General features: G+C 61.9%; 11 protein-coding genes. 4 read left to right on the plus strand and 7 right to left on the minus strand.

What is annotated here, in order from left to right; all coding sequences use genetic code 11:
• Positions 1–253: 253 nt before the first annotated feature.
• Both ACQ4WR_RS16930 and ACQ4WR_RS16935 read right to left on the minus strand, forming a co-directional pair.
• On the minus strand, positions 254–790 hold the full coding sequence (locus ACQ4WR_RS16930; RefSeq protein WP_436488614.1) for a hypothetical protein: 537 nt from the start codon (positions 788–790) through the stop codon (positions 254–256).
• 17 nt (positions 791–807) lie between these two features.
• Positions 808–3,048 (minus strand): protein kinase domain-containing protein, encoded by a 2,241-nt coding sequence (locus ACQ4WR_RS16935; protein WP_436488616.1) that lies wholly within the window; start codon positions 3,046–3,048, stop codon positions 808–810.
• A 184-nt stretch (positions 3,049–3,232) separates the two neighbouring features.
• On the opposite strand from ACQ4WR_RS16935, the gene ACQ4WR_RS16940 reads away from it, so the two are divergent.
• From ACQ4WR_RS16940 to ACQ4WR_RS16950, 3 genes are all read left to right on the plus strand, one after another.
• Positions 3,233–4,399, plus strand: coding sequence for an effector protein Tle3 domain-containing protein (locus tag ACQ4WR_RS16940; protein ID WP_436488618.1), 1,167 nt, complete (start codon positions 3,233–3,235; stop codon positions 4,397–4,399).
• A 141-nt stretch (positions 4,400–4,540) separates the two neighbouring features.
• Positions 4,541–5,815, plus strand: coding sequence for a hypothetical protein (locus ACQ4WR_RS16945; RefSeq protein ID WP_436488620.1), 1,275 nt, complete (start codon positions 4,541–4,543; stop codon positions 5,813–5,815).
• 28 nt (positions 5,816–5,843) lie between these two features.
• Complete coding sequence (locus ACQ4WR_RS16950) at positions 5,844–6,107, plus strand: PAAR domain-containing protein (RefSeq protein ID WP_436488622.1); 264 nt, start codon at positions 5,844–5,846, stop codon at positions 6,105–6,107.
• A gap of 6 nt (positions 6,108–6,113) precedes the next feature.
• Here the strand turns inward: ACQ4WR_RS16950 and ACQ4WR_RS16955 are convergent, their stop codons facing one another.
• The 4 genes from ACQ4WR_RS16955 to ACQ4WR_RS16970 all read right to left on the minus strand — a co-directional run bounded on the left by ACQ4WR_RS16955 (position 6,114) and on the right by ACQ4WR_RS16970 (position 11,807).
• Positions 6,114–7,436: an aspartate aminotransferase family protein gene (locus tag ACQ4WR_RS16955; protein WP_436488624.1), complete on the minus strand. Its 1,323-nt coding sequence runs from the start codon at positions 7,434–7,436 to the stop codon at positions 6,114–6,116.
• A gap of 80 nt (positions 7,437–7,516) precedes the next feature.
• Positions 7,517–8,404 carry a MurR/RpiR family transcriptional regulator gene (locus tag ACQ4WR_RS16960; protein WP_436488626.1) on the minus strand — a complete coding sequence of 296 codons (888 nt, stop codon included), beginning with the start codon at positions 8,402–8,404 and terminating at the stop codon, positions 7,517–7,519.
• A gap of 45 nt (positions 8,405–8,449) precedes the next feature.
• The gene (locus ACQ4WR_RS16965; RefSeq protein WP_436488628.1) at positions 8,450–8,734 is read right to left on the minus strand and encodes a hypothetical protein; all 285 of its coding nucleotides are present in this window, start codon (positions 8,732–8,734) and stop codon (positions 8,450–8,452) included.
• Between the two features lie 391 nt (positions 8,735–9,125).
• Entirely contained in the window at positions 9,126–11,807 is a 2,682-nt protein-coding gene (locus ACQ4WR_RS16970; protein WP_436488630.1) for a TonB-dependent receptor, read from the minus strand.
• Positions 11,808–12,132: 325 nt separating this feature from the next.
• On the opposite strand from ACQ4WR_RS16970, the gene ACQ4WR_RS16975 reads away from it, so the two are divergent.
• Positions 12,133–12,555 carry a hypothetical protein gene (locus ACQ4WR_RS16975; RefSeq protein ID WP_436488632.1) on the plus strand — a complete coding sequence of 141 codons (423 nt, stop codon included), beginning with the start codon at positions 12,133–12,135 and terminating at the stop codon, positions 12,553–12,555.
• Between the two features lie 3 nt (positions 12,556–12,558).
• Here ACQ4WR_RS16975 and ACQ4WR_RS16980 read toward each other — a convergent pair whose 3' ends face one another.
• Positions 12,559–15,699 (minus strand): EAL domain-containing protein, encoded by a 3,141-nt coding sequence (locus ACQ4WR_RS16980; RefSeq protein WP_436488634.1) that lies wholly within the window; start codon positions 15,697–15,699, stop codon positions 12,559–12,561.
• Between the last annotated feature and the right edge of the window lie 9 nt (positions 15,700–15,708).

Below are 15,708 nucleotides of genomic sequence, written 5' to 3' on the forward strand. Positions count from 1 at the left end.
GAAAGGCATGCCTGCCGGGCTGTGTGTGATGCTGTGTGCGTTCAAGGCCGCGCCAGAGGGCGGAGCTTGGGTTAAGGCCGTCATTTTACCGCTTTCGGCGGGCGGGGCGGCGTATTGCGTGCGGGTGCGAAAAAGCCGCGCCGGCGGAGGGGGGCGCGGCTTGGAAGTTGCGGATGATATGTTCAACTTAGAGAGTTCGCCAAGGAGCGAGTCTGAGTAGACTTTCAATCCTTTACAAGTCCTGGACGGAGTCTTAAATAGCGATCGAGCCGCCGACGGAGCTTTCTGGGTCAAACGAAAATACGCGGAGCTCCGGTTGAACTCCTTCTCCACGTGTAATACGCACGGTCATAACGAAGGAAAGTTCCCAGCGACCGTTTGCATGGCCGACGTCGAGCGTGTGCTTCCATTCCTGACGGATACGGCGCAGATCGGGGAGTGCAGGATCTTGCGGGAGCACTTGCGATTCGAAATCCAGCGACAGATTATAGGTGGCCCCGATAGCTTGCAGGAAAGGTGACGGCGGCGAGTAGACGGTAGGTACTTTTGGGCCGACCTGCGTCAGTTGAGGTACGCTGATAATACAGCAGTCGATGATCTGAAACCCGGTAAATCCGCTTTCTTTCGAACCACAACAGGTCGCATCTAGATAGACATGTTGCCCCTTTTGAAAATGAACACCACCCATGTAGGGGCCATGACGTGGGTCTGCCGTTCCGTCGCACGAGGTAAAGCTGTAGTCGAGTTGATTGGTGATCTGGTCGGCATCAAAATGTACTGAGAGTTTCATCCAAGGGCTTACAGGGGTCATTTTTTATTATTTCTTTCAAAGTTGGTAATAAATTGTTGGTAGCGAGCATCTCGCCTTAAGCTCAAAAGATCGGGTGCCGATTCGATCAAATTGAGTGGATAGCCGACACGGGCAGAGTTTTGCAGCATCTGCAATGCGGCATCCCGGTTTTTCAGCAGTTCGTGCGTCAGTGCGGCTCTGAAATTTACATCTGCATCATTAGGGGAGATGGCAATCGCTTGACGCATGTGTAGCAAAGCGGGTTTGCTCTCGCCAACATAGGCTAAATACAGCGCCATACGGGAATTAAGCGTGGCGTCACCTGGCAAGCGTGTCAACATAGGGTTAAGCAATGCGATGGCACGCCGGTAGGAGTAATGTGAATCCTTTGCCAGAGCAGGGATCCACCTCTGCGCATCCGCAAGATTTGCCCAAAGCATATAAATTCCAGGGCTACCTTTGCTAGAAGATACTGCGTTTTCAAATGCTTTTACTGCACCTAAATAGTCACCCTTTGCGAATAATGAGGTGCCAAGATTACTGTATAGTTCCCAGTATGGTTTTATTTGCAAACCTTGTTGCAGTACCTGTAGCGCCTCATCATTGCGATTTTGGCGTAGCAGAACTGCGTTGAGATAAGCGTAGGCATTTGGTGATTGCGGATCGAGTTTTATGCTTGTACGAAAAGCTTGTTCTGCCTTTTCGTAATTTGCTTGGCGGTAAAACATCAGGCCGAGCAGTAAAGGAAACAGACGTTCAGAAGGATGAGCTGCCATCGCCATGTCAAGTGCAGAGCGTGCCAGGTCAAATTTGTTTGCTTGAATCAGTAGGCGCGCTTTTCCCGCCAATCCCAATATGTTATTTGGATCCAGATTAAGTGCAACGGTTGTGGCCACCATGGAAGCGTCACGCTTGCCCTGAAGGTCTAATACCCATGCATGAGCTACATGTGACAGTGCTAATTGATTGTCTATCATCAATGCTTGCTGAGCACTGGCATCGGCCCGTTGTAGCCAAGTATCATCGCGGCCATTTCCGATATAGCGCAGGCTATAAGCGAGAGACAGCCCAGCAGTTGCGGCGGCACTGCCCGGATTATGTTTGATTACCGTCGTGAACTGCTCAATTGCCTCGGCCTGGCTCGTATCGCGATCAAACACCCGCAACGCCTCCATCCCCGCCGCCATGCTGGCCATTTCCGAATACGGTGCGGGCGCTTTTTCTCCCGTGACGAACGATTTGACGGCAGGAATGATGTTGGGCAACTGCCATCCTGCCAGCACGGCCAGCAGCGCCACGCCCGCGCCCCATTTCAGGGTGCGCTTGCGGGGCAGGGGCAGGCGGATGGAGACGCTGGCGGGCGGCTCTTCCTTCGCAGGCGTAGAGTCGGCAAGTGGCGTGGCCAAGGTGAGCGCTTCCCCGCGCTGCGCCCCGATCGCCTCGCGCACGTCACGCATGGTGCGCGGCCGTTCGGCCGGGTCGTGCGCCGTCATCGCGCGCACGAGGGCGTTGATGGTGGGTGGCACCGTGTCCGGCAGGTCGGGCCAGGCTTCCGTCGCCTGCATGTGGGCGGCGGCCAGGGCTAGGCCGTTCAGGTGGGCGAAGTGGCGCTGGCCGGCCAGCATTTCGTACAGCATGGCGCCCAGCGCGTAGACGTCGCCGCGCGTGTCGGGCAGGCGGCCCATCAGGCGCTCGGGCGCCATGTAGGCGATCGTGCCCTGCAGGTCGCACAGGGTGGTCGTTTGCGTGGCTTGCGGGTCCATGTGGCGCGCCAGGCCGAAGTCGAGGATGCGCACCTTGCCGTTCGCTTCGAGCATCAGGTTCGACGGCTTCAGGTCGCCATGCACGAGGTCCATGGCATGCGCTTCGTCCATGGCGTCGGCGATCTGGTAGGCGATGTCCAGCGCGGCCTGCAGGTCGGCCTTGCCGCCGTGCATGAACTGCCCGAGGGTCTGGCCTTCGACAAGTTCCATGACGATGGACTGGCCCGTGCCTTGGCCCTCGATGGCGAAGATGCGCACGAAGGCGGCATGTTTGAGCGACGCGGCCAGGCGTGCTTCATTGATGAGTTTTTCCGGATGCGGCACATCGGCTTGGGGCTTCAGGCGCTTCAGCGCCACACTGCGGCACAGCTTGGCATCCCAGGCTTCGAATACGTGGCCGAAGCCGCCTTCGCCCAGCAAGCGGCGCACTTCATAGTGCTCGCTGATATTGTCGTCATGTAGCGGGGACGGACGCAGGGAGTCGAGCAGTTCCATATACCTTGGCGAGAGAGGCATCAACGTGGGCATCGAGCATCGGCTAGGGTAAAGGCGATGCTGGCGTACGCAAGATGATTGATTTTGAGTAACTTCCTGATTTAAAACGATTGTTTCGAATAAGTCAATTAATATTGGCAAGGAATGAACAAAAGTAGCGGTGATGCCTTCCGAATGACATCCCTTGCGTACTCATGCCTGCAATCTTGTCCAAACTCAATTTTCCTTTTCCACCTTCACCAATAATGCAGATGGGCTCTACCGGCAGGTGCCGGCGCCCGGCCTGAACCCTGACGAGTTGGCCGCCACCCATGCGCAAGGCGTCTATGTGCAGCGTGTGTTTGCGCAAGGCTGCACGGTAGGCAAGATGGGCCACTACCATTACTGGGCTGATCATTGGCGCAAGCCCAAGGCTGGTGGCAGCGATTTCTGGTTCCCGACCCAGAAATATGCGAGCTACTTCATCAAGCAAGGCATAGCCGCCAGCGAAGGCGTGCTTGCCGTGTTGCTGACCGTGGCCGCCGCACCGGTGATGATTGTTGCCACAGGCCTGGCCAGAAGTCCTGCCAATGCCTCACCGGATGAACACTGGCAAATCGAACTGAGCGCTCCTGCATTACCTGCAACCTTTACACCGCAGTCCCTGCGCTTTGGCGTCAAGAGCGACCAGTTTGATGAAGGCTATGCTCCACCCGGCGAGTCGCGGCAGGAGGGTAAGCCGCGCGCTTCCGGCGAAGATTACTCTGTCGACCATGAAATTCCACCTGGCGGCTTGCAAGGGCAAGAAGGCAAGAGCGAAGCCAAACGGATGGACAGCGCCAAGGGCACGGCGGAAGACGAGATGCGTTTGAAATACGAGCAGCGGGCGGTGATACGCAACCTGGCGCAGATCGAAAATAAAAGCCCCAGCGGGCAAAAAGTGCAGCAGGAGCAGCGCAATGCCACGCCAGACGCCGACTACCTGAAATGGCGCGGTACGCGCATTGAAGAAATGATGGCCAGCCAGGTCGACGCCTATGCCACCGACCATTCCAGCATCATGACCAACCCCATGCACGCGGAGCGGGCGCTCGCGTACGACGTGGCGGTAGGCGAGTGCCGCATCAAGCCGGACCAGTTGCGCAAGTTGCGGGTGGCGGCGGATTGGAGGTTGTTGAAAGCACTATACAGAAGCGACGCTGCTAAGTGTTTTGAAGAGTACTTCAATGATGGAAAATTCTCTGGTTTGACCACGGCTCAGTGGGTTAAGACAGCGGGCGGAGGAGGTGAGCTACCTATGTTCATCATTGATATACGAGAAAATCCTGTTCCTGGATCACTTCCCAATTCTGGCGAAAGGGCATTTGAATAAGTCGATATTAATACTTGCCTTATCGAATTTTAACTCACTTGTAGTAGGATTATCTACTGGAGTCTTTTTATGTCTAGATCTTTTTTTCTATCTTTGCTCGGCGTATTTTTGACTGTCTTAGTTCTGTCTGCGTGCGCGCGCATGCGTACATCTACAAACATAAAGATTTCATCTAATTCAGTTATTACTACCACGCCTGAAAAGTTACCATATATGGCCCAGGTTGTTGGATTGCAATGGCTGAATCCTCTGCAGCGTAAGGACTATCCAACAGAGTGGCAGTTGCTTTGGGCGCTGGGGTTGGCGAGGCCAAATTTAAACGATGATATGCTTAAAAAAAGACCCGAAAAATACTCCAGATTACAAAGCATTGCCTCGGTTGCAATAGGAAATGAGGGGGCTGAGAGTTTCGATGGCTACCATGAAAAATATGTCAATGAGTTAATGAATTTATTTCATGGAAACTATTACTCTGATCCGGAATATTTTTATAACGTTCATTCAGCCGAAGATAAATCACGCTGGCGTGAACTGGCGGGCATCCACATAGAGTATGCTTTGCCGGAAGGTAAACTGAATTCAGTCGAGACGACGGAATTCGTTCGTCAGCGTGTTGCAAGAACTTTTAGCATCGGTAACATCCACGCTCCCACCCTCTGGACCCGTTCCACCCCACCCGACGTCCGCGTCACCATGGGCGGCCCCAACGCCGGTTTTACCTCCTTGGCCGCAGCGCTTGACTATCTGCAAAGCCATCCCAAAGAAACCGTATGGGTCATGAACTGGGATGCGCCCAGCCGGCCCAAGGACAGGCAGATCAACGAGAATCTGGTGCTGCTGGTGCTGGCCGGCCCCGACTACAAGACGGAGCGCGCACCGCTGGCGTGGCTCGGCTATCCGAGCACGAAACGGGTGGCTGATTTTGAGGCGAAAAAGGGTGAGCCGCCGCGCCTGGTGCAGGCGTGGGCGGCCGCCATCGATGATGCCGCAGGCAAGGCCAATAAGACGGATACCGAGATTGGCTACGTCATTCACGATGCCGGCAATACGCACCAGGACGCGTCCGAGCGCCTCGGCGCGCTGGCGCAGACGCTCACCCTGCAATTGCCGGAATTCGACCTGCTCAAGCAAAGTTTCAATCTGACGGCGGTGCTGGGCGAGACGGGGGCCGGCACGGCGCTGACGAACGTGGCGCTGGGCATCGCTTACGCACACCATTTCGGCAAGCCGGTGCTGGTGGCAGGCACCAGCAATTTGACCGCGCCAGTGGCGCTGGTGGTGGCCCCGCCGGCCGTCGTGCGGCCGATCCAGGCCGACAAGCCATGGTTCCGCGCGCGCGGTGGCAACCACGCCTATCTGCCATGGTGGGGCTTGCGCCACGATGCGCCGGAATACTACCAGGGGTTTTCGCAATGATTCATCTCATCACTTCAAAGGAAGCACCATGCGCGGCGTGATCCGTTTGAACGACCCCACCAGCCATGGCGGCAAGGTGGTGGGTGCCGCACCGAACAGCACGGTGCTGGGCGTGGCGGTGGCGCGCAAGGGCGACCCTTGCGTCTGTCCGATCAAGGGCCACGTGCGCTGCGTGATCGCCGAGGGCGATCCGCAGGTGCTGATCGATGGCATCCCCGTGGCCTTCGAAGGCCACAAGACCAGCTGCGGCGCCAGCCTGATGTCCACCGTAGGCAACAGCGGGCGCGGCTAGTGAAGGTTAATCCACGCTGGCGTCGATGGCGATGCCCAGCTTGTCGACGATTTCATCGACGTGGCCCGCATCGATGATGTAGGGCGGCGCCAGCAGGATATGGTCGCCGTGCAGGCCGTCGATGGTGCCGCCCATGGGGTAGCACATCAGGCCGGCCTGCATGGCGCGCGCCTTGATGCGCGCGTGCAGGCGGCGGGCGGGGTCGAACGGCTGCTTGGTATTGCGCTCCTGCACCAGTTCCAGGCCCAGGAACAGGCCGCGGCCGCGGATGTCGCCCACGTGCGGATGCTCGCCGAAGCGCTGCTGCAGCCGCTCCTGCAGCAGGCTGCCCATGGCGCGCACGTTGGCCAGTAGATCGCGCTCCTCGATCTGCCGCTGCACGGCCAGCGCGGCGGCGCAGGCAGTGGCGTGGCCGATATACGTGTGGCCATGCTGGAAGAAGCCCGTGCCGGCACGGATGGTGTCGCGGATGTCGACCGACACCATCACGGCGCCGATGGGCTGGTAGCCGGCGCCCAGGCCCTTGGCGATGCAGATCAGGTCTGCCGTGACGCCTTCCTGCTCGCAGGCGAACAGCGTGCCCGTGCGGCCCATGCCGCACATGACTTCGTCGAGGATCAAGAGGATGCCGTGGCGCTGGCAGATGTCGCGCATGCGCGCAAAATAGCCGGCGACGGCGGGCAGGGCGCCGGCCGTGGCGCCGACGACGGGTTCGGCGATGAAGGCCATGACATTTTCCGCGCCCAGTGCGGCGATGTTGTCCTCCAGTTCCTGGCCCAGGCGCGCCACATAGTCGCCGTCCGTTTCATTTTGCTGCTGCTCGCGCCAGGCGTAGCAGGGCGACACGTGGGTAACGCCAATCAGCAGCGGCTCGAACTGCTGGCGGCGCCAGGCATTGCCGCCCGTGGCCAGCGCGCCCAGGGTATTGCCGTGATAACTCTGGCGGCGCGCGATGATGTGGCGGCGCTGCGGCTGGCCCCGCTCGACGAAATACTGGCGCGCCATCTTCAACGCGCTTTCCACCGCTTCCGAGCCGCCCGAGACGAAATACACGCTGTCGATGCCGGCGGGCGCGCGGGCGACGAGAAAATCGGCCAGCTCTTCCATGGGCTCGCTGGTAAAGAAGGAGCTATGCGCGTAGGCCATGCTGGCGATCTGCTGCTGCACGGCGGCGATGACGGCCGCATCCGAATGGCCCAGGCACGAGACGGCGGCGCCGCCGCAGGCGTCCAGGTAGCGCTTGCCGTCCGCATCGATCAGGTAAGGGCCGTCGCCACCGGCGGCGACAGGATAGCTGGTACTCAAGCTGCGGTGGAAGACATGGCTCATGGCATCACTTTCATTCGGCAGGAGGGAAGGCCGATTATAGGATGCGCCGTGCCGAATTGCAACGATCGATGTATTTAATATTAATTTACATCATTTGATGTATTTGCATAAGCGCCCAGCGCACGCAATTGCTTTTCCGCCGCGCCGATGGCTTGCACGGCGCCTGGGCCTGCGCGCGCCACCAGCAATTCCGCCAGGCTTTCCACGGCGGCGATGCCGGCCACGATGGAAGGGAAGAACGAAGGGCTGTCGACGGCGATGACGATGCTGGCGTCCGCCTGCAGGGCCAGCGGCGAGATGGCGCTGTCGCTGATGGCGATGAGCTGGCAGCCGGCCTGGCGCGCCGCCTGCGCCACCAGCAGCGCTTCGCTGGAATACGGCGCGAAGCTGATGACGACGACGGCTTCGCCCGCCTGCAGGGCGCGCAAGTCCATTTCCAGGGTGCCGCCCTGGCCGCTCAGCAGCTGCACGCTGGGGCGCAGCAGCCGGTACAGATAGTGCAGGGTGTAGGCGATGGGATGGGCAGCGCGAAAGCCAGCCACGTGCACGCGCGGCGCCGCCTGCAGCAAGGTGGCGGCAGCGTCCAGGGCCGCGTGGTTGGCGCTTTCCGTGGCGGCCAGGTTGCGTTGCTGCACCGTGAAGACGTCGGTGACCAGATTGCCGTCCTTGCCGGCCAGCGCCCCGGCTTTTTCCGCGTAGCCGCCTGGCCCCGCGCGCAGGCGTTCGACGAAGATGGCCTTGAGTTCCGGCCAGCCGGCAAAACCCAGCTGCTGCGCCAGGCGCACGAGGGCGGCCGACTGCACCTGGGCCCGCGTGGCGATGCTGCGCATCGACGAGACCGCCACCTCGTCCGGATGGTCGACCAGGTAGCGCGCGCCGGCCTGGAATTGCGGACTCAGTTCGGCGTAGCGTGCCTTGATCAGGGCCATCAGGGCCGCATGGGGGTCGTGGGGTGTCGCTGCCTGCATCGCCGTGCTTTCAATCAATGGGTTGCGGCGATGGTACAGGATTCGTCAGCGCGCCGGTAGCGGCAAGCCTTGCGCCAGCGCGCCCGTGCGGGGACGCAGCCGGGCGAACAGGTGGGGACCGGCCAGCTGGCGGCGCGGCCCCGTCGTCAGCACGCGCAGGGCGGTGGCCAGGGGCACGTCGTGGCAATGCAGGAACAGGGCGGCGGCGCCCGTGCCAGCCATTTCCTGCAAGGCCAGCGCATGCTCGACCAGCGCCGCCGTGCGCATGTCGAGCCGCATGGGTATGTCGGGCTGGAATAATTGTGCATCGATGGGCCGTGCATCGCGCATGGTGCTGCCGCCGGATTGGATGGTCGAGCTGACAGCATAAAAGCCCCGCGTTTCGCCACCTTGCGCTAAATCAATTCCAACGGCGAACAGATGCCAGAAGGCAAAAAAACGCCAACCGTTGCCGGCTGGCGCTGAAAACCCTCGCAAGGAAGAAAAACCTGAATATCAACGACGTTTCGACGCCTGAGAAAACCACCGCGAGCGGCAGTGCTGTGCGGCCGAGCAGCGCAGCGGCACGGTCGTGCCGTGAGCATCGCCGGCCGCACAGCGCGCTGCGCAGCCGGTTTGCTCAAGTGTTGTTACTGACGCTAAAAACATCCAGGGGGAGGCGCCGTGCCGACGACAGTACGCATGGTATGGCGAGGCACGGCAACAACGCCCCCGGGTGTTTTTAGAGGCTCCAGCGCAGGGACAGGCCGACGACCTTGTCATAGCGGCGCACGTCGCGCACATACTCCGGCGAGTCGTGGTAGTCGTGGTAGGTCGAATCGAGCAGATTGTTGGCGTCCAGCGTGACCGTCATGCTCGGGTTGATCTTGTACGAGACCGACGCGTCCAGGGTTTTCGTTGGCGCCACGGTCAGGTGGATGCCCTTGCCGCGGTAGTTGTAGTCGTCGACGAACTTGTCGCGCCAGCTGTAGGCCAGGCGCGCCGACCACGGGCCTTGTTCGTACAGACCGACGACGTTGGCCGACCATTTCGACATGCCCGTGAACGGGTGCGAATTGCCATCCATCTCTTCCAGTTCGCCCTTCATGTAGGTGGCATTCGCCTGCAGGCCCAGGCCGCCCAGCCAGCCAGGCAGCTTGTCGTAGAACTGCTGGTAGGCCATTTCCATGCCCTGCAAATGCCCTTTCGAGGTATTGCGCGGACGCGTGATGTCGTACTCGATGCCGTTATACGTTTCCTTGGCCGAACCGGACAGGATGTAGTTCTTGAAGTTGTGGCGGAACACGGTGGCCGTCACGGAGCCGGTCGGGGCGAAATACCATTCCAGCGCCAGGTCGACATTCTTGCCTTCCACCGGTTTCAGGTCGGGATTGCCGCCACCGCCGGTCGGGCGCACCATGTCCAGGCTCTGGCTCAGGGTCACGCCCGGGTTGAAGTCGGCGAAGTTGGCGCGCTGGATGGCCTTGCCCGCCGTCATGCGGCCGATCAGGTCCTGGCGCAGCATGGCTTTCAGGGTCATGCTGGGCAGCACATCCGTGTCGGAAGTCTTGACGCGCACGGGCGAGATGACGCCGTTCTGCGAGGAATTGCCCTGCAGGTCCTGCTTGGTCTGCACCACGCGCACGCCCAGGGTGCCGTCGAATGGCACGGCGCCCACATCAAAACCGATGCGCGCCTTGCCGTACACGGCATTGGTCTTTTCCACGTCCTGGAAGTGCGTCAGCGGATCTTCCGGGCTGCGTTCGCTGCTACCGGTAAACAACTGGCGCAGCATGGCTGTGTTGTTGAGCATGAAATCGCGACATGGCGTGATCCAGCTTTGCAGGCCGAAATTGCCCGTGTTCTTGTGCGAGGTGCATGCCAGGCCGGGAATGCTGTCAGCCGTGATGGGTGACGCCAGGCCGCCTTGCACGTTCTTTTCGCGGATCGATTCGGCCTTGCGCTTGGCCATGCGCACGCCGGTGGAAAACTCGCGGAAGAAGCCCGTGCTGTCCATGTCATAGATGGCGTCGGCGCGCCAGTCGGTCGAGCTGCCTTCGTCGTGGCTGTGGTTATCGTAGAAGCCCAGCAGCGTGTAGTTCTTCGGATCGGCCATGTCGTAGCCGGGGTAGCTGATCTGCGCGCCGCCGTTCACATTCGTGCTGCCGACCACGCTGGTCGGATGGGCGAGGAAGTCGAGGATGGGGAATTCGCGTTCGAAGTTGCTGACCGTGCGCGCCAGTTCCGTCGTCACGCGCAATTGCGGCGTGACATCCCAGCGCGCGCCGATGGCGCCTTGCGAACCGATCGAGCGGTCGCGCCGCGCCTGGGTCGAACCGAGGGTGAATGGCGACCATGGGCCGTCGATCTTGCCGACGGTGCCGGCCTGGTTGGTGCCGGGGATCAGGGTGATGTCCGGATTCTGACCCCATGGCAGCGAGCCGACGAAGAACTGGCTGTCGAACGCATGCTTGATCAGGGTCGACATGCCTTCGGCGTAGATTTCCACCTGCGAGTTCGGGCGCCACTGGAAGGCGGCGTTGGCGGCGTAGCGCTTGCGGTCGCCGACGGTCGGAATCATGCCGACGGAATCGGGGCCCGTGATATTGCCCGCTTCCGGACGCGCCACCGGTTCGGCGTTCCAGATCGTCTCGTCATAGTATTTGCTGCGCTGGTAAGACAGGCCGACCAGGGCGCCGATTTCGCCGTACTGCGTTTTCCAGCGGTTCGAAACCATGCCGCTGACGTTCGGATCGGTGGAGCCGGATTTGTCGCGGTGCTCGACGCGCGCGTTCACCGACGAGGTGAAACCCTTGAAGTCGAACGGGCGGTTGGTGCGCACGTCGATCACGCCGGCCGTGCCGCCCTCGACCATGTCGGCGCCCTGCGATTTGTACACGTCCACGCGCTGCAGCATGGCCGTCGGAATGTCGGCCAGGTACAGGCTGCGGCCCACCGAGGTAAACATCTCGCGGCCGTTGAGCAGGGTTACCACGCCGGGCAAGCCGCGGATGATGACGCCGCCCGCTTCGCCGCCTTCGCGGCGCACCTGCACGCCCGTCACGCGGCCGAGGATTTCAGCGACGTTCTTGTCGGGGAATTTGCCGATTTCGTCGGCGACGATGGAGTCGACCACCTGGTCGTTGTTCTTCTTGATCGTCTGCGCGCTTTGCGCCGCGCGGCGCACGCCGGTGACGGCCACCACGGCCATGCCCGAGGTATCGGCTGGTGCTTCGGCCGCCACTTCCGGCGCCGCCGCCTGCGTGCTTTCCAAGGTGGCCGGTTCGACGGCGGGCGCCTGCTGCGCCCAGACGGACGCGCTGCTCAGCAGCCCGGCGCCGGCCAGCGCGGCCACCGTGGCCTTCAAGGTCAAGCGTGTGTTTTGCCGGGACGTGGGGGTGCCCGTTGCTATCCATTGGTTCATCTTGTCTCCACCTGTATTTTAGTTATGTTGAGAACGCTGCGGCAGCCGCCGCCAGAGCTGAAACTTGCTCAAGAATCATGGTATGGGGAATGACTTTGCCCCACAAATCACTTCTTTTGCGATGTCAATATCAATTCCGGTATCCCTGCTGCATTCATGCGCCCTGGCGGCAGGCGCGCGAACGTCACGCTGGCGCGCCGGCGTTGCAAGGTCTCCACAGGGCTGAAAAATAGTTTTGTATTTTTTGCGGCTGGCCGCGTTGAGGTGGTGATGCAGCGGCGCCAACGACGCGCGCCGCCATCCCACTCACTGAAAGGATCACACCATGACCACACTCACCACCGCCGCCACTACCGCCACCGCCACCGGGTTTCTGCTGCAGCACCTGCGTGCCGAGGGCTACCAGGCGCAGACCGACAGCGATGGCGATATCGTTTTCCGCTTCGAGGGCATGGGCTATGTGCTGTGCCTGGACGCCGACGACATCCAGTTTGGCAAGCTGCTGCTGCCGAATGTCTGGCCGATCGAGTCGCCGCAGGAGCAGCAGCGCGTGCTGGTGGCGCTCGATGAAGTGAACCGCCGCATCAAGCTGGTGAAGGGCCATGTGGTGCGTGGCCAGGTGTGGTTCTGCATCGAGATGCTGCTGCTCGAGCCGCAGCACTGGACGCATTTCCTGGCGCGCGCCACGCGCTCGCTGGCGCATGCGGCTTCTCTGTTCGCCAGCGAAATGCACGCCAGCGCCGAGTAATTTTTACGCGACGCAGGCGGCGGCCGTTTGCGCCAGCCATGCCGCCAGCTGCGCCTGCGGCATGGGGCGGGCGAAGTAATAGCCTTGCAGTTCGTCGCAGCCGGCGTGGCGCAGCACGGCGGCATCGGCCGCGCTTTCCACGCCTTCGGCCGTCACCGTCAGGCCCAGGGTGTGACCGAGGCCGATGATGGCCTTGGTCACGGCCAGGTTCTGCGGCGAATTGTGGATGTTCTGCACGAAGCTCATGTCGATCTTCAGCTTGTCGAGCGGGAAGCGGCACAGGTAGTTCAGGCTTGAATAGCCGGTGCCGAAATCGTCGATCGAGATGGCAAAACCCAACGCCTTGATCGCCTGCAAGGTGGCGACGGTGTCGTCCACATGCTCCATCAGGATCGATTCCGTCAGCTCGAATTCGATCCGGCCCGGCGCGATGTCAAACTCGCGCAGCACCTCGCGCAAGGTGGCCGCCAGGCTGCCGTTTTTCAGCTGGATGGCCGACAGGTTGACCGATACGCCGATATCGCCCACGCCCGCCGCGCGCCAGGCCGCGTGCTGGCGGCATGCTTCGCGAATGACCCAGGCGCCGATCGCCACGATCAGGCCCGTTTCCTCGGCCAGGGGAATGAAGCTGTCGGGCGCGATCAGGCCGCGCTGCGGATGATGCCAGCGGATCAGGCTTTCCACGCCGTGCAGCTGGCCGCTATGCGCATCGACGCGCGGCTGGTAGTACAGCACCAGTTCGTGGCGCTCGATGGCATGGCGCAAATCGCTTTCCAGGTGCAGCTGCTGCAACTGCTGTGCTTCCATCTGCGGCGTGAACATGCGCGCATGGTCGCGCCCACCGCTCTTGGCCTGGTACATGGCCGCATCGGCGTGGCGCATCAGGGTATCCATGTCGTTGCCATGGTCCGGGTAGATGGCCACGCCCACGCTGCACGAAACATGCAGTTCATGGCCTTCCACCTGGTGCGGCTCGCGCATGGCGGGGATCAGCCGCGTGTCGAGCAGGGCGCCGATGGATGCGGCATCGCCGATGCCGTTGAGGATGACGACGAATTCATCGCCACCGAGGCGGCTGACGGTGTCGTTTTCGCGCACCAGCTGCAGCAGGCGTGCCGACACCGATTGCAGCAGCGCGTCGCCCACATGGTGGCCCAGGGCGTCGTTGACGCTCTTGAAACGGTCCAGGTCGACGAACAGCACGCCCACCTTCTCGCCACTGCGGCGCGCCTGCGCGATGGCGGCGGCCAGGCGCAGCTTCGCCACGTGGCGGTTCGCCAGTCCCGTCAGCGCGTCATGGTGGGCCATGTGCTCGATCTGCCGCTCGCTGGCCTTGCGTTCGCTGATGTCGAGCGAACTGGCGATGAAGTGCGTGGTGACGCCATCGAGGTCGCGCACGGCATTCATCACCAGCCAGGCGGGATACGCTTCGAGCGATTTGCGCTGTATCCAGATCTCGCCCTGCCAGTAGCCGCGCCGCGCCAGGGTCTGGCGCAGGCTGTCGAGCTGTTCTTGGCTGTTTTGCGGCGACAGAAAAAAGGCCGGGCGCTTGCCGATCAGTTCCACCATGTCGTACAGCGCATGGCGGCGGAACGCCTGGTTGACGGTGATGATGCGCATGTCGGCATCCATCACGATCAGGCTTTCGGCCGAGGCCTCGAAGACCTTGGCCCACAGTTCCAGGCGCGACTCCATCAGCTTCATCTTGTTGATCGGCGTGAAGGTCGACAGCACGGCGCGCTGGCCCTGATAGTCGATCAGGCGCGCCGAAATCAAGGCCCAGGTGGGCGTGCCGCCGCCGCTCCAGCACACCTCGAATTCATCGACGGCGCCCAGGTCGCTCAGGCGCTGGAAGAAGCGCGAGCGCGCCGGCGCGCTCATGCCGCCCACCCACGGGTCGAGTTCCAGGCCGCCTTGCCACGCGTGTGCGGCCTGGTTGGCGTGCAGCACGCGGTGGTGCGGGATCGAAGTGACCATCAACGGGATGGGAATGGCGTCGACCAGCTGGCGCTGCGCGTCTGCCGCACTGGCGCGCGCCACCAGGTCCTGCTGCGCCACGCGCTGGAAATCGAGCTGCTGCAGCATGGTGTTGAAGACGCTGACCAGGCGCCCCGTTTCATCCTCGCTGTCCCAGACGGCGCGCAGGCTATGGTCGCCCGTTTCGCGCACGTCCTGCGCCACGCGCGCCAGGCGGCGGATGGGCAGGGCGATCTGTCGCGCGACAAAAAACACCAGCCCCAATATCATCACCAGCAGCAGCACGGCCGTGCCCAGGTGCAGCCACATGCGCGTAAAAAAGCCATCCACGCGCAGCTGGATCAGGCGCTGCAATTCGTTGGCCGTGTCGCGCCATGCCAGGCGCAGCGCGGCGAGCGCCACCGCGTCGCGTCGCAGCAGTTCCTGCCTGCCGGCGGGATTGGCCTGCGTGCCGGCCAGCGCCTGGGTGCTGGCGCGGAACTGTGCGATGGCTTGCCGCAGCGCCATGCGCGAAGCGTCCAGGTGCTGGCGCAGCAGTGGCGTGCTGGCCTCGAACGCTTCCGTATAGTCGCTGCCGATGCCGCCCATGGTGGCGTCCATGCGCCCTTCCAGGATCAGGAACTGCGTCTGCATGCGCTGGCGCTGCGCACCTTCGGCCGTGGCCAGCTGCAGCGCCAGGTCGCGCGTGCTGTTGATCACTTCCAGCAGCTCGGGAAAGCGCAGGATCACCAGCGACATGGTGTAGTAACTGTCCAGGTCAGGGTCGAGGATCAGGTTGGACTGGTTGCCCACGCGCGTGAGCAGTTCGCGTCCGGCGGCGAAGGCGGGCGAGGGCCCGATGCCGTCATGCGCTGGCGGAGCGCCGGCCTGGCGCAGCAGGACGGAAAATTCCCCGCTCAGTTCCATGCTGCGCATGCCCGTGCCGAACCGGCGCTCGGCCTGCTCGATGGCGGCGGCCGAGCGGGCGGCATCGGCGGGTTCGCGCGTCAGCGGCAGCAGGGCGTCGCGGATCACGGCGATGTAATCGTTGCCCGCCATCTCCTTGCGCGAGAAGTCGATGGCCAGGTATTTTTCGTTGATGAGGATGCCGGAAATGAAAATCACGGCGGACAAATCGAGCAAATAGATCAGGGCCAGTTTGCGCCCCACCGTCAATTTCCCGATCATGCGCGAAAT

This window comes from Janthinobacterium amylolyticum, from assembly GCF_051380655.1.
Lineage (GTDB): Bacteria > Pseudomonadota > Gammaproteobacteria > Burkholderiales > Burkholderiaceae_D > Janthinobacterium.

Excerpts from the sequence above, each read along its gene's own strand:
- ACQ4WR_RS16930 (WP_436488614.1), bottom strand. The coding sequence starts at position 790 with ATGAAACTCTCAGTACATTTTGATGCCGACCAGATCACCAATCAACTC.
- ACQ4WR_RS16935 (WP_436488616.1), bottom strand. The coding sequence starts at position 3,048 with ATGGAACTGCTCGACTCCCTGCGTCCGTCCCCGCTACATGACGACAAT.
- ACQ4WR_RS16945 (WP_436488620.1), top strand. The coding sequence starts at position 4,541 with ATGCGTACATCTACAAACATAAAGATTTCATCTAATTCAGTTATTACT.
- ACQ4WR_RS16950 (WP_436488622.1), top strand. The coding sequence starts at position 5,844 with ATGCGCGGCGTGATCCGTTTGAACGACCCCACCAGCCATGGCGGCAAG.
- ACQ4WR_RS16955 (WP_436488624.1), bottom strand. The coding sequence starts at position 7,436 with ATGAGCCATGTCTTCCACCGCAGCTTGAGTACCAGCTATCCTGTCGCC.
- ACQ4WR_RS16960 (WP_436488626.1), bottom strand. The coding sequence starts at position 8,404 with ATGCAGGCAGCGACACCCCACGACCCCCATGCGGCCCTGATGGCCCTG.
- ACQ4WR_RS16965 (WP_436488628.1), bottom strand. The coding sequence starts at position 8,734 with ATGCGCGATGCACGGCCCATCGATGCACAATTATTCCAGCCCGACATA.
- ACQ4WR_RS16970 (WP_436488630.1), bottom strand. The coding sequence starts at position 11,807 with ATGAACCAATGGATAGCAACGGGCACCCCCACGTCCCGGCAAAACACA.
- ACQ4WR_RS16975 (WP_436488632.1), top strand. The coding sequence starts at position 12,133 with ATGACCACACTCACCACCGCCGCCACTACCGCCACCGCCACCGGGTTT.
- ACQ4WR_RS16980 (WP_436488634.1), bottom strand. The coding sequence starts at position 15,699 with ATGATCGGGAAATTGACGGTGGGGCGCAAACTGGCCCTGATCTATTTG.